Genomic DNA, 15,626 nt, shown 5'->3' with positions numbered 1-15,626 from the left:
GGACATGATGCCGACCACCCCACGCCGAGCCGAAATTGAATCGATGTATTACCTCTCCCATTTGCAGGAGGGGCTCCTCTTCCACCATGTCGCCGAAGAGGGAGTCGATCCCTATGTGGATCAAGCGGTGTATCACTTGGAGGGAACCATAGATGTGCCGGCCTTTGAGCAGGCTTGGCAGGCGGTCGTTCAGCACCATGCGGTTCTGCGAACGGCCTTTGTCTGGGAACAGGTGCCGCGTCCCATTCAAGTGGTCCAGAAGACAGTACGGCTATCGATCGAGTATGCGGATTGGCAATCGTGCGGCAAAGCCGCACAGGCTGCGGACCTGCGTGCGACGTTGGAGGCAGATCGGCGACAGGGATTCGAGTTTCGGCGGGCGCCGTTACTGCGGTTGCGGCTTATTCGAACCGGGCCGCGGGACTATGCATTGCTGTACACGCACCATCACATATTGCTGGATGGATGGAGCTTCCAATTGATGGTGCGCGATCTGTTGGACTGCTATGGCGCCTTGATTCAGAGAGAGAAGCCGAAGCTGGATCCCGTACGCCCCTATCGGGACTATATCGCATGGCTGCAACGGCAGGATCTCAAAGAAGCCGAACAGTTTTGGCGGACATACCTGACCGGCTTCACGGCTCCGACAAGGCTCCCCCCCGGGGAAGCGCCGTCGACGTCAGAACCAAGCATGTTGCCCTTCGCCGAACAAACGGTCGTGTTGCCGCCCGCAGACAGCGAACGGGTACGAGTCTTTATTCGGCAGCAGCGGCTCACGCTCAATACGTTGATACAAGGCGCGTGGGCACTGTTGCTTCACCGCTATGACCAGGAAACAGACGTGGTCTTCGGCACGACGGTTTCGGGACGTCCACCAGATTTGGACGGCGCGGACACCATGGTCGGGCTATTCATCAATACGCTGCCGGTTCGGGTGCGAATCGGCGATGACGCCCAAGTATCCTCATGGCTGAAGCTCTTGCAGGAGCAGAACAGCCTGCTCCGCCACTACGAATACACGCCGCTGGCAAAAATTCAAGGTTGGAGCGACGTGCCGAGCGGCCGGTCTTTGTTTGAGACCATCGTCGTCTTCGAGAATTTCCCCATTCGCGAGCAGACCGGCTTGGCCCTTCATGACCTGCAAATTCGCACGCGTCCTATGGGAGATGCCCGGGACGGCTATTGGCTGACCAAGGGACGGAACAACTATCCGATTTCCCTGGTGGTCGAGCCTGGTGCGGATATTCAGATCACACTGTGCTACGCCCATGAGCGATTCAGCCACGCCATGATGACGCGATGGTTGGCGCAGTTCCGGAAGATCATGGAATGGATGATAACCCATCCGCACGGTCGTCTTGCAGATGTGACGCTCCTCACGCCGGAAGAGCGGAGGCGCATGTTGGTGGATTGGAATCCAACAGCCAGCATGTCGGCGGAAAGCCGGTGCGTGCATGAACTGTTCGAAGCCATAGCTGGTCGAAAGCCCGATCGACTGGCATTGGTCTTTGAAGAGCAACGACTCACGTATGGCGAGCTGAACCGGCGGGCGAACCGATTGGCTCACCGGTTACGCGCCGCCGGTGTCGGACCCGGCGTGCGAGTCGGGATCTGTCTCGAACGGTCTCCTGAACTCCTGATTGCCATCTGGGGTGTCCTGAAGGCCGGTGCCGCCTATGTGCCGGTAGAGCCCTCGATGCCGCCGGAGCGCTTGGTGTTTGTCTTGCGGGATGCAGGCGTCGCGGTATTGCTTGCGCAAACCGCCGTGCGTGCGACCTTCTCCGCCGACACGGTCGCGGCATTGCAGACCATCCGGATATGGGACATCGAGGATGTGATTCATGGAGAGGGCCAAGGCGGCGCCGACACAAACTTGTCGCCGCCTCATCCGCAGTGCTCGGCCTATGTAATTTATACCTCCGGCTCTACCGGGCAGCCCAAAGGGGTGGCCGTGTCCCATCGCGCCCTCGTGAGCTACCTGACCGGCGTGCTGGCGGCCATGGCCGTGCCGGAAACCGCTACCGAATGGGCCTTGATTTCGACTGTGGCAGCCGACCTTGGCCATACCATGTTGTTTGGCGCGCTGTGCGCCGGTCGGACCCTCCATCTCCTGTCTACTGACCGGGGATTCCACCCTGAGCAGATGGCGGCGTACATGCAACGAGAGCAGATCCACGTGTTGAAGATTACGCCCAGCCATTTGGCCGGCTTGCTGGACGCCACTCATCCGGAGCAGGTGTTGCCGTGCGAGTGTTTGGTCTTGGGCGGGGAGGCGCTGACATGGCCTCTCGTCGAGCGCGTTCACGCCTTGGCGCCCGCCTGTGCGGTGATCAATCACTACGGCCCAACTGAGACGACGGTGGGCGTCCTCACGCATCGAGTCGATGGCCAGGGGCCGCGACGGGGTGCGACCGTTCCGCTCGGGCGTCCGCTCGCCCATAGTCGAGCATACATCTTGGATCGGCACTTGGAGCTAGCGCCGGTCGGATTGACAGGCGAATTATATCTCGGCGGAGCAGGGCTCGCACAGGGCTATCACCAACAGCCGGGATTGACGGCCGACCGATTCATGCCGGACCCGTTCAGCCAGGCCGGCGCGCGCATGTATCGGACCGGCGACCAGGCGCGCTATCAAGAGGACGGATCTATTGAGTTCCTCGGTCGACGGGATCACCAAATCAAATTGCGCGGGTATCGGATCGAGCTGGGCGAGATCGAAGCTCACTTGCGGGCCTATCCGGACATTCAGGAAGCCGTGGTGGTGCTGCGCGACGGCGCAGCCGGGGCCAAACAGCTCGCGGCCTACGTGGTGCCGACATCGGGCGCAGCTGGACAACTGGCTGATCTCCGCTCACGCCTGACACGGCAGCTTCCGGACTATATGGTGCCGCAAGCTATGATCGAGCTGACCGCCTTCCCATTGACGCCGAACGGCAAACTCGACCGGGCGGCTTTGCCGGATCCGGACCAGTCACGTGACCAGAGAGCAGAAATTGACGCCGCTCCACAGACGGATGTCGAGCAACGGTTGGCCGAGATCTGGAGAGAGGTCTTGCGACGGGATCGGATCGGCCGGCACGATAATTTTTTTGAGCTCGGAGGCGACTCGATCCTGAGTCTACAGATTATTGCACGCGCTCATCGTAGCGGCCTCAAGTTGACGCCTAAGCAATTGTTCGAGCGGCCGACGATTGCAAGGCTGGCGGAAGTTGCCGTTGTGCGCGCACTGAATGGTCGGATGTCGCAAGGGCCGGTGACCGGGACGGTGCCGCTCACTCCGATTCAGCATTGGTTCTTTGAGGCCCGGCATCCCAACCTCCACCACTGGAATCAGGCCGTACTTCTGAAGATGCAAAGGCTGCTGGACTTGCCGCTACTTGTGCAGGCCATGCAGATCTTGGTGGAGCATCACGATGCTCTCCGGTTGCGCTTTCAGCAGGATCCATCAGGTCAGTGGACACAAGCCTATGCTCCGGCAGAGACACACCCTCTATGTCGCCGGATTGATCTCAGGGAGGTAATGCATGGGCAAAGTCTGTCGTGGGCGCAGGTGCTCGAAACATTGGCGACAGAGGTGCAACAAACTCTCAATATCACACAAGGACCATTATTGCAGGCGGTGTACTTTGATCGCGGGCCGGAGGAACCGGGCCGCCTCTTGCTGGTGGTGCACCACTTGGTGGTCGATGGCGTCTCATGGCGGGTGCTCGTGGAAGATTTACAGACGGCGTACCGGCAACTGGCCCGCAAACAGCCGGTCGAACTGCCGGCGAAGACCACGTCATGGAAAACCTGGAGCGAGCGGCTAGGGATGTATCCCGACACCGGTGCAGTTGCCGAGGAACGGACCTATTGGCTGGCAGAAGGACGCAAGCGCACGGTGCTCTTGTCCGATGCCTCTGCACGAGCGGGCCGAGTCGGTGATGCGGCAACGGAGCGGGTGCATCTGAGTATAGAAGAGACGCGCGCGCTGCTGCATGACGTACCGTCGGTCTATCGCACCGAAATCAACGACATTCTCCTCGCGGCGCTGGCCCAGACCCTCTGCCGATGGAGCGGGCGGCCTTCTGTGGATGTGGAATTGGAAGGCCATGGTCGGGAAGATCTGTTTGACGGAGTGGATGTCTCACGCACGGTCGGCTGGTTTACCACCCGCTTTCCGGTCACCCTCACACCGGGAACAGGCAAGCCCGGCGAAGCGATCCAAGCGATCAAAGCACAGTTGCGCCGGATTCCCAAGAAGGGGATCGGCTACGGCGTCCTGCGCTATCTCAGTCAGGATGCCGCTCTCCGTCATGCCTTGACGAACGAGCTGCCCACCGCCGTCTGTTTCAATTATCTCGGTCAATTGGATGTTGCGCTGGAAGGTGAATCGTTGTTCACCTTAGCGCATGAATCGGTGGGATCCTCCCGTGACCCGCAAAGCAAGCGACGGGAAGTCCTGGATGTGAACGTTCAGATCGTCGGGCACCAACTGTCGATCGACTGGAGGTATCCTTCGCGCGACCGCGACGCGGTCGCGATGCGGGGTCTTGCCGATCGCTATGTCGAAGCATTGCGAGGACTGATCACTCATTGCCTGAGTCCCGGCGCCGGCGGAGTGATGGCCAGTGATTTTGAGGCGGCCGGGTTGACGGATGAAGAACTCCACGACTTACTGAAGGAGATGGGATAAGCGCATGACGCAGACGAAGCAGATGTCGGCCAATATTGAAGATATCTATCCACTGGCTCCGATGCAGGAAGGGGTGTTGTTTCATACGCTTCTGGAGCCAGGCTCGGGGATGTATCTGATGCAGGACCGCTATTGGTGGGATGGGCCGCTGGATCCGGCGGCGTTTCGGCAGGCATGGCAGCAGGTGGTAGACCGGCATGAGGTATTGCGGACGTCTTTTGTGTGGGAACAGCAGAAGCGACCGCTTCAGGTTGTGCACAAGCAGGTGACGGTGCCGCTCGAGTATCTGGACTGGCGGGACCGGTCCGCGGCGGAGCAGGCGCGTGCGTTGGAAGAGCTGCTGGCGCAGGAACGTGTGATGGGGTTCGAGCTGAGTAAGGTGCCGCTGCTGCGGCTACGGCTGATCAGGACAGGTGCCACGACGTATCGGATTACACGCAGCTATCACCTGATTGTGATGGATGCCTGGTGCTTTTCCTTGCTGATGGTCGATTTCCTTCGATTCTACGAATCCCTGCTGGCGGGACGGACACTGGCGGTGGCGAAGCCGCGGCCCTATCGCGAGTACATCGACTGGTTACAGCGGCAGGACATACAGGAGGCGGAAGGGTTTTGGCGGGAACAGTTACGCGGCTTCACGGTGCCGACGCCGCTGGATGTGCTGCACGGCCAGCCAGAGGCGGAGACCGGGCTGGATCCCATGGCCGATGCGGTGATGACGCTCTCGGTGGAGACAACGGCGTCGCTGCAAGCGTGGGCGACGCGCCATCGGGTGACGCTCAATACGCTGGTGCAAGGGGCCTGGGCGTGGCTGCTCAGCCGCTACAGCGATGAGACGGACGTGCTGTTTGGGGTGACGGTGGCAGGGCGGCCGCCGGCGTTGGCAGGAGTGGAGGACATGGTCGGTCTGTTCATCAATAGCCTTCCGCTGCGAGTGCAGGTGCGAGGAGACCTAGATGTAGTGTCGTGGCTGCAGGCCCTCTTCGCGCAGAACCTCCGGCTGCGGCAGTACGAGTATGCGCCGCTGGTACAGATTCAGAGATGGAGCGAGGTGCCGCGTGGCCGGGCCCTGTTCGATTCACTCCTGGTCTTCGAAAACCTCCCCGTCGATTCTTCTCTCAAGAATCAGAATCTTCCGTTTCGTGTCCAACATGAACGATGCCGTACTCATACCAATTATCCGCTGACGGTCGTGATCGTTCCCTTGGAGGCATTGGAGCTTCAGTTGACCTACGATCGGCGGCAGTGTGATGAAGGGACGATTCGCCGGATGCTGGCACAGTTCAAGGGCGTGCTGGAGCAAATGGTCGAGGCGCCGGGGCGGCGGCTGGGGGAGCTGACGGTGCTGAGTCCCGCGGAGGTGGCCGAGCAGACTCGGACGTGGAATGAGACGGCGGCGGCCTATCCGGCGGAGATGAGCGTGGCGGACCTGTTTGAAGCGCAAGCGGCGCGGACGCCGGCGGCAGTCGCGGTGCAATGCGGGCCGGTGGCTCTGACCTATGCCGAACTGGCGGCGCGGGCGGAACAGGTCGCGCAGGGCTTAGTCGCCACGGGCGTCGGCCCGGACACGGTGGTGGCGGTGCTGGCGGAACGGGACGTGGAGTGGGTGACGCTGCTGCTCGGCATTCTCACGGCGGGCGGGGCCTACCTGCCGCTGGACCCGAAGCATCCGGCGGCGCGCTGGCGCCAGATACTGGCGCAGGGCCAAGTGCGACACGTACTGACGACAGAGGCGGAGGCGAGCCGACTGGCGGCCCTGGCGGCGGAACTACCCATGTTGCGGGTGGACACGCGGGCGTCGTTGCCGGCTGGGCGCGGCCCGCGGCCGCCGCGGCGAACGCATCCGCAGCAAGTCGGGTACGTAATTTTTACATCGGGCTCGACGGGGCAGCCCAAGGGAGCGGTGGTCACGCAACAGGGGATGGTGAACAACGTGTGGGGGAAGATCCCGACGTTGGGGCTGACGGAGCGGGATGTGGTGGCGCAGACGGCGGGGGCCTGTTTCGACATCTCGGTGTGGCAAGTCCTGAGTGCGCTGCTGTGCGGGGGCCGGGTGGAGATCATGGCCGATGAGACCGTGCAGGAGCCGACGCGGCTGGTGGCGGAGCTGGCACGTACGGGCGTGACGGTGGCGGAACTAGTGCCGTCGTTGCTGCGGGAAGTCGTGGCGGTGGAGCCGCCGCAGGCGCTGCCCGCCCTGCGGTGGCTGCTGCCGACGGGGGAGGCGGTGACGCCGGAACTCTGTCGCGCCTGGTTCGTGCGCTATCCAACGGTACCGCTGCTCAACGCCTATGGGCCGGCGGAGTGTGCGGACGATGTGGCGTACTACGTGCTCACGGCCGCGCCGGTAGACGCGGAGCGAGTGGTGCCGATCGGGCGGCCGGCAGCCAATCTGGAGTTGTATGTGCTGAACGGAGAGCTCGCGCCGGTGCCGGTGGGAGTGACGGGCGAGATCTGTATCGGGGGCGTGGGCGTGGGGCGCGGGTATCTCGAGGAGCCGGGCCGAACGGCGGCGGTGTTTGTGCCGCATCCCTATGCGGCGCAGCCCGGCGCACGGCTGTACCGGACCGGGGATCTGGGTCGGTATCGCCCGGACGGGACGCTGGAGTTCATCGGGCGACGGGATCAGCAAGTAAAGGTGCGCGGGTGTCGGATTGAACTGGGCGAGATCGAGGCGGCGCTGGCCGCGGTGCCGGGAGTGCGGGATCAGGTGGTAGTGGTGCGGGAGGCGCTGGCGGGCCAACTGCAGCTGGTGGCCTATGTCGTATGGGACTCCAACGCGGCGGCGACGGACCTGCGGGCGGCGCTGCGGCTGACCTTGCCCGCGTACATGGTGCCGGCCATCATCGTGCCGCTCGCCGCCTTGCCGGTGACGCCGAACGGCAAAGTCGATCGGCGGGCATTGCCGGCCCCGGAGGACGGCGATCTCCAGCGCGGGGCGGCGGAGCATGCGCCGCCGGAGACGCCGACGGAAGAGCTGTTGGCGAAGATTTGGGCGGAGCTCCTCGGGGTGCCCCGGGTCGGCCGGCACGACAACTTCTTCGAGTTGGGCGGCCACTCCCTCCTGGCTGTGCAGTTGATGTCACGGGTACGAAAGCATTTCAAAACCGAGCTCGCGTTGCGGGATCTCTTCGAAGCCTCCACGGTCGCCGGGTTGGCGGATCATATTGAGGAGTCATTGGCCAGGCAACTGGAAGCACTCTCGGAGAGTGAAGCGGAGCGCCTGCTAGCCGGATGAGTCACGAGTCCCCGCACTTTGGCTCGCTCCTTATACATTCCGTAGGAGAGACACATGCTGGAACAGAAAAAGCGCGCCGCCGATCGTCCGCAACTGTCGGCTGTGAAAAAAGCCCTGTTGCAAAAGTTACTCGAGGGCAAGGGCGGGGATAGTGCAGATCCGGACCGAATTTGCCGGCGGTCTCATCCCCACGATCCGGCGCCGTTGTCGTTTGCGCAACAGCGCCTGTGGTTCTTGAATCAGCTGGAACCGAACAGCCATTTCTATAATGTGCCCGTCGCGTTTGGAATTTCCGGGGCACTGAATATCGCAGCCCTCCAACAGAGTATCGATGCCGTTCTTCTGCGGCACGAGGCTCTGCGCAGTATTTTCACAGAGGTCGATGGACAGCCTGTTCAGTCTGCGATGCCCTATTCTCCTCTACCGATCAAGCACGTTGACTTACGGGCCCTTGCCGACCAGGCGCGCGAGAGAGAACTCCAACGTTTCTTGACTCAAGAATTTCAGGATCCCTTTAACCTGGCAAAGGGACCGCTCTTTCGCTCGATGCTGCTGCGATTGGAAGACCGGCGGTATGTGCTTTTTATCACGATGCACCACATTGTTACGGATGATTGGTCGATGGGAATTTTCTTTCGTGAATTGGCCGCCTCCTATCGATCATTCGCGGATGGCACGCCCATCGTGTTGCCGGACGATGGCGTGCAATATGCGGATTATGCAGCCTGGCAGAGACAGCGACTTTCCGCACCCATGCTGGAGAAGCAGTTGGCGTACTGGAAGGACAAGCTTCGAGGAGTGCCGACCTTTCTCAAGCTGCCGACCGATCGGCCGAGGCCGTCTGTTCAGACGTATAAGGGAGATGAGATTCGTTTTACGCTGACGGAGGCCTTCACCGCGCAGCTGAACGAATTCAGCCGAAAACAGGGAGTGACCTTATTCATGACCCTGTTGGCTGCATTCGAAGTCTTACTGTACCGCTATTCCAACCAAGAGCAGTTTTGTATCGGTACGCCCCTTGCCAACCGGACCAGGCCGGAGATCGAAGGCCTGATCGGAGTGTTTATCAATACATTGGTGTTACGCGCGGACCTGTCAGGGGACCTGACCTTACTCGAACACTTGGCGGCCGTTCGAGAGACCGCGTTGGAAGCCCAGTCCCATCAAGACGTGCCTTTTGAAAAGTTGCTTGATGAGTTGCAACCCGCACGCGACCTCGCCCATTCCCCACTGTTTCAGGTTCTGTTTGTACTGCACAATGTTCCCCGACGGAGTATCGAGATTTCGGGGTTACAGTTTTATCCGGTCGGCATGGAAGAGAAAAGCGCCCGCTTCGATCTGTGCCTTGATATGACTGAAATGGAAGGGCAGTTGAGCGGACTGTTTCAGTACAGCACGGATTTATTCGAGGCGGAGACGATCACGCGGCTGGTGCGGCACTACCGACTGGTGCTGGCACAGCTGCTCGGCGCGCCGGAGACGCGGCTGTCGGAGGTGGAGTTGCTGACGGAGGCGGAGCGGCACTGCGCGGTGGTCGACTGGAATGCCACGGCGGCTGCGTATCCCGACGACCGCTGTGTGCAGCAGTTGGTGGACGAGCAGGCCGACCGGACGCCGGAGGCTGTGGCGGTGCGGGATGCCGAGCAAGCGCTGACGTATCGGGAGCTGCAGGGGCGGGCGGCGCGGGTGGCGGACGCGCTCGTGGCGGCGGGGGTCGGGCCGGAGGCATGCGTGGGGTTGTGCGTGGAGCGGTCCGTCGCGATGGTGGTGGGGCTGCTCGGCATTCTGAAGGCGGGGGCCGCCTATGTGCCGCTGGATCCGCGCTATCCGACCGAGCGCCTGGCCTTGATGATGGAGGATGCGCGCGTCGCGGGGCTGGTGACGCAGCGGGCGCTGACCGACCGGCTCCCGGCCTGTGGCGCGCCGGTGCTCTATGTGCACCCAGACGGCACGCTGCCGGCCGACCCACCCCCGGCCCGTCGGCCGGCCGCCGGCCACTCCGCCCAGACGGCCTACGTCATCTACACCTCGGGGTCCACGGGGCGGCCCAAGGGCGTGATGATCGCGCATCGGAGCGTGGTGAATTTTCTCTGGGCCATGCAGGCCCTGTTGGGGCTGTCTGCGCGCGATCGCGTGGTGGCGGTCACGTCGCTGTCGTTCGACATCGCGGTGCTGGAGGTGTTCCTGCCGCTCATGGTGGGGGCGGAGATGGCGCTGGCCGAGGCCGAGACCGCGTCGGACGGGACGAAGCTCATGCACTGGGTGGAGGCCACACATCCCACGGTGATGCAAGCGACGCCGGCCACGTGGCGGATGCTCTTGGAGGCCGGCTGGCAGGGCTTGGCCGGGGGCACCCTGTTGTGCGGCGGCGAAGCCTTGGCCCCGGACTTGGCGGCGCGCTTGGGCCGGGCGGGGACCGCGCTCTGGAATGTGTACGGCCCGACGGAGACGACCGTGTGGTCGGCCGCGCAGCGGATCGACAATGCGGCGGGGCCGATCCTCATTGGACGGCCGCTGGCCAATACGGACCTCTATGTGCTGGACCGCCGGCTGCAGCTCGTGCCGGTCGGGGTGGTGGGCGAACTCTACATCGGGGGCGCCGGGCTTGCGACCGGCTATTGGGGGCGGCCGGACCTGACCGCGGAGCGCTTCGTGCCGCATCCGTTTCGGGACGACGGCACGCGGCTCTATCGCACGGGCGATCTGGGGCGCCGGCGGGCGGATGGCACGCTCGAATGTCTGGGGCGGGTGGACCAGCAAGTCAAGCTGCGCGGGTACCGGATCGAGCCGGGGGAAATCGAGGCGCGGCTGGTCGAGTATCCGCCCATCACGCACGCGGTCGTGGTGGTGCGGGAGGAGCCGGCCGGCCCCAAGCGCCTGGTCGGCTACCTGGTGGCGAGTGAGCCGGTGGCGGCGTCAGAACTGCGGGAGTTTCTGCGGCGCCGGCTGCCGGAGTACATGATCCCGGCGACGTTCGTGGTGCTGGACAAGCTGCCGCTCACGCCGAACGGCAAAGTAGACCGGAAGGCCTTGCCGGCGCCGGAAGAGGGCCGGGGAGAGGCCCGCCCGTACGCCGCGCCGCGGACGGAGCTCGAGGCCACGTTGGCGGCGGTCTGGCGCGACGTCTTAGGAGCGGCGCGCGTCGGGATTCACGACAACTTCTTCGAACTGGGCGGCGACTCCATACTCATTATTCAGGCGATCTCCCGAGCCCGACAACAGGGAATTGAGCTCACTCCGCGGCAGCTATTTCAACATCAGACGGTCGCGGCCTTGGCGGCGGTGAGCACGGGGAGTGCGGCGAAGGCGGAAAGAGCAGGGTCGGCGCAGGGCGCGGTCCCGCTCACGCCGATCCAGCAGGACTTCTTTGCGCAGAGTTTGCCGAATCCTCATTACTACAACCAAGCCGTGTTGTTAGAAGTCCAGCCGGGGGTCGATCTGCGCCGGCTCGAGGCCGCGGTGCGTACGGTGCTGGCCCATCATGACGCTTTCCGGCTGCGGTTTACGCCGGAGGCCGACGGCTGGCGGCAAGCCTATGCGGTGGAGGCGACGGTGGCCGTGGAGCGCGTCGATCTCGCGACGGTCGCGGCGGCGGCGCAGTCCCAGGCGCTGGAAGCGGCGGCGACTGAATGGCAGGGGCGACTCAATCTAACCACGGGGCCGGTGGCCCGGGCCGTGCTGTTCACTCGCGGGCCGGAGCAGACCGCGCGCCTGCTGCTGGTCGTCCATCACCTGGTGGTGGACGACATCTCCTGGCGAATTTTGCTCGACGATCTAATGACGGCCTATCAGGGGCTCGCCACCCAAGAAACAGTGCGGCTGCCGGCGACGAATTCTTTTCAAGCCTGGGCGGCGCACCTGCAGGCCTATAGTCAGGCGGCGGCGCTCCAGGCGGAGGCGCCCTATTGGCTGGGGGCCGACCAGGAGGCCGCGCCGTTCTTCCCGGTGGAGGAGCCGGAGGGGGCGGCGACCGAGGCGGACGCCGACATCGTGACGGTATCGGTAGATGCGGAGACGACGCGACAGTTGGTGCAGGACGTGCCGGCGGCCGCGCGGATTCAGATTCACGAGGTGTTGATCGCGGTGCTCGTCCATGTGCTGAGCCGGTGGAGCGAGAGCGCGGTCGTCCAACTCGATCTCGAGCGGCATGGCCGGGACGAGTTGTTTCCGGCAATTGATGTATCGCGGACGGTCGGGTGGTTCACGACGGTCTTTCCGGTCATGGTGCGGGTGGTGCCCGGCGCGGCGCCGGGGGCCGTGCTGGCGGCGGTGAAGGACCAACTGCGGCGGATCCCGCACAAGGGAATCGGCTATGGGCTGCTGCGCTACGGCTGCGGGGATCCCGAGGTGCGGCAGCGGCTGGCCGCTCGGCCGCCCTCACCGGTACGGTTCAACTACTTAGGGCAGGTCGACCAAACGTTTCCGGCGGAAGCGCCGGTGCGGCCGGCGCCGGAGTCGGGCGGGGCCAACCGGGATGCGCGGAATCGGCTGCCGTATGAGCTGGACATCAACGCCAATATTCTCGACGGCCGGCTGCACCTGCTGTGGGGCTACAGCGGGCGCCGGTACCGCCGGGCCACGATGGAGGTGCTCGGCGAGCAGTACGCGCAGATGCTTCGCACGCTGGTTGCGCATTGTCTGGCGGGGGAGGCGGCAGGCTATACGCCCGCGGATTTCCCGGATGTCGAGCTGAGCCCGGATCTGCTGGATCACATTCTTGAAGAAATTCAATGAAGATATGATGCCGGCGGAGAGCAGGCCGGATTCATCGTCCCGGTGAACCCGGCCTGCGTAAAAGGCTTTCTCCTGACTGCTTAGAAGAACACCCGCAGTGACGCAAAGACGCTGATCGGTGCGCCGAACTGGTTATAGGCATTTATCGTACCGGGGTACTCGATATACTTTTGGTTGAGCAGATTGCGGATATTGACGGTCACATCGTACCGTTTGTTCCCGCGGTAGAACAGCAGCGCATCCACCCGTTGATACGGATCTGTACTGACCCTATTGGGCAACGTCACTTCATAGCCGCCCGTGAAATAAACTCCGCCGCCGATGCCGAACCCTCGCAACGGTCCGGACTGCAGTTCATACGTCCCGAAGACGCGGCCAAAATAGTCGCGCGGCACTCGGAATGGAGTATTGCCGACCATCGATGGATCGGTGTCGCTCCGTATCTCCGCATCGAGGAAGGTGAGCGCGGCATTCAGATTCAGGCCGGGGGTCGGTTGACCATTCACGTCCAATTCCACCCCCTGATTGCGTTGCTGTCCGATCGCGATGAAGAATCGATTGTCCGTCGGATCGACCGACGGGGAATTTTGCAGATAGGTCCGGAACACGGCGGTGGTGATCCGGAGGCGGTCCTGGAAAAAGTTCAACCTGGCGCCTGTTTCATAATTGAGACTCTTCTGTGGCTCCAGCAATTGGTTGCCTCGCGTGAGAAAAAAGGGCTGCGGAGCGAAGCCTTGCTGAATGCCGCCATAGAGGTTCATCCATTCGGTGACTTTCAATGTCGCACCAGCTCGGCCGGTCCAGGCGGACCGCGTCTGGTCATTTTGCACGCCGGTCAATGTACTGCGATTTGTTGAGTCCGCCTCGTCATGCCGTCCCGCCAAGACGAGGGTCAAGCGTTCGAACGGACGGATGACGGTTTGCGCAAACACGCCGGTCTGCTTCAATGTTGCTCTGAATGGGGTCGTGGCCTGGCTTGTCAAGAACGAATTCGATGCCACAGGTATCCCGTTTCTCGGATTGAACACGTTATCGATCACAAAGGGTCCGCCCTCCGGCAAATAGGTATAGCCGAGAAAGAAATTTTGCGTCATGTCGCGATGGTCCGCGCCGGCCAGGATCTCATGCTTCTGCCCGAACAGGGAGAACTCCTTGCTCAGGGTCAACTCGCCCGCATAAGTATCGAACCGGTTGTGTCGAAAGCCGTTGGTGAGGTACGAGTCGCCGCTCGGCGGAATCCCGCCGAACGCATAGCTATACACGATCTTATCGGTGAGGTCGGACTTCGATACCTTGCCTTTGGCCGACAGTTTAATGTCGTGGATGAATTTGTGGTCGTAATGGAGCTCGCCGTTGTAGCCGGTATAGCTGGTATAGGCTCCAACCCCGGCGCCCCCGCCGAAGTTCCGCGTGCGCGGCACATCCAGCATTTTCCCATCGCTCGTGAGCGGCCAACCGGGATAGCTGGCGCCCTGGAATTTTTGATAGGTACCGACGATAAGCAACTTGCCGGCGCCTTTGAATAGGTCGAATTCGACGGAGGGGGCGACGGTGTATTGCCGGACCGGGGTGAAATTGACGAAGTTGCCGCCGTCTTCGACGGCAAAGACCATGCGGCCTCGAATATTCTCCTGATTGGGCATGACCCCGTTGGCGTCGATCATGCCTCTGGCAAAGCCATAGGAGCCGACATTGGATTCGACGGTGGTGAAGTTGTAGCGCTGCGGGGTCTTGGTGATGCGGTTGACGATCCCACCCGGGTTGGCGGCGCCGCCGACGATCGAGGCCGGACCTTTCACGATTTCATACCGTTCGACGATGCCCCAATCCGGGGCGAACACGCAATCAGTCGGCAATCCATTGACCTTCATGCCGTTAAAACTTCCATCAAAGTTACAAACATCGAATCCTCGGATAAGGATGCCTTCACCCCGGCCCATTCGCGAACTGCCGCGGGACACGCCGCTGACCGCTTCGAAGGCGTCATTTTGCGTGCGGGCCAAGGTGTCCTTGATGAGATCTCGGGTCACGACGCCGACCGAGGTCGGATTCTCGTCGATGGACATCTGGCTGCGGGTGACGGTTGATGAATAATCGGCCTTGTACCCTTCCGGGGGATCGTTGGCCGGCGTTCGTTCCACCACCTCTTTGACGACTACTTCCGGGACTTTGACGGGTTTGGAAGCTTGCGCCTGAGATGCGGCTGCCGCCCCGGCAGCACCTGCTGCGGTTGCTCCCATCGAGGCATTGCGATGGAGCGTGATCGTGGCGGCATTGGAATAGCGGTATTCAAGCCCGGTATCGTCCAACAACCGATTGAGCGCTTCGTCCGGCGTATAGTCGCCTTGCACGCCGCGGCTCCGGAGCCCAGTCACTAGATCAGACGAGTAGAGGATCTGTAAGTTCGCCTGCCGAGAAAAATTCAGGAGAGCTCCCTCCAAGTCTCCTTCGGGGACATCGAACGGCTGTTTTGAGCCGCCCGGCGGTTCCTCATTTGCGGCCAGTCGGATAGGCGCGGTTGCGCCACGATCGTAGTCCCGTGTCTGGCCGGCGCGCCCGGCGAAATCAAACGCGCTTCGCCCGCTCGGTCCATTGGCCCGTAAAGCAACATCGTCCTGATCCGGGTCATACGGCCCCTGCTTCCAATCCTGCGATCGCTTGTCCTGCGCCATCGCCGGATGATAGGCGCCCAGAGCTAAGGCGGAGAGGCTGACGATGAAGCCCCATGCAAACCGCTTCCGATCATATCCTGCGACCGTATCGGCGGCTGCCGCAACTGCGGCTTGAATGCGGCGCAAGGCCGCTTCGCCCACTGGCTTCTTCCGGTGCTTCCTGATCTTGTGGCGCATCCTTTCCCCCTGGTTGCGAAATGAACAATTCCCATGTCGTCCATGCGGCCGGCGGTGGTCCGGCTGTGTTAGCCCGTGTTATTCATGAACACTTCTGCTCCAATCGCGGATTCGCTGCTACGACGACACA

At 62.5% G+C, this 15,626-nt stretch carries 4 protein-coding genes; 3 read left to right on the top strand and 1 reads right to left on the bottom strand.

Translation table 11 applies throughout. The features are described 5' to 3' along the window. Positions 1-4: 4 nt before the first annotated feature. Genes ACWGXE_RS17860 through ACWGXE_RS17850 form a run of 3 tightly spaced genes read left to right on the top strand, consistent with a single transcriptional unit; the run spans position 5 to position 12,647 of the window. Positions 5-4,675: an amino acid adenylation domain-containing protein gene (locus ACWGXE_RS17860; protein ID WP_447599365.1), complete on the top strand. Its 4,671-nt coding sequence runs from the start codon at positions 5-7 to the stop codon at positions 4,673-4,675. 4 nt (positions 4,676-4,679) lie between these two features. Further along, positions 4,680-7,913 (top strand): amino acid adenylation domain-containing protein, encoded by a 3,234-nt coding sequence (locus ACWGXE_RS17855; RefSeq protein WP_447599364.1) that lies wholly within the window; start codon positions 4,680-4,682, stop codon positions 7,911-7,913. 54 nt (positions 7,914-7,967) lie between these two features. Next, complete coding sequence (locus ACWGXE_RS17850; protein WP_447599362.1) at positions 7,968-12,647, top strand: amino acid adenylation domain-containing protein; 4,680 nt, start codon at positions 7,968-7,970, stop codon at positions 12,645-12,647. 80 nt (positions 12,648-12,727) lie between these two features. Here the strand turns inward: ACWGXE_RS17850 and ACWGXE_RS17845 are convergent, their stop codons facing one another. After that, on the bottom strand, positions 12,728-15,496 hold the full coding sequence (locus ACWGXE_RS17845; RefSeq protein WP_447599361.1) for a TonB-dependent siderophore receptor: 2,769 nt from the start codon (positions 15,494-15,496) through the stop codon (positions 12,728-12,730). Positions 15,497-15,626 lie beyond the last annotated feature (130 nt).

It is taken from the genome of Nitrospira sp. Nam80 (assembly GCF_965152575.1).
This window is presented reverse-complemented; position numbering and strand designations above follow the sequence as displayed.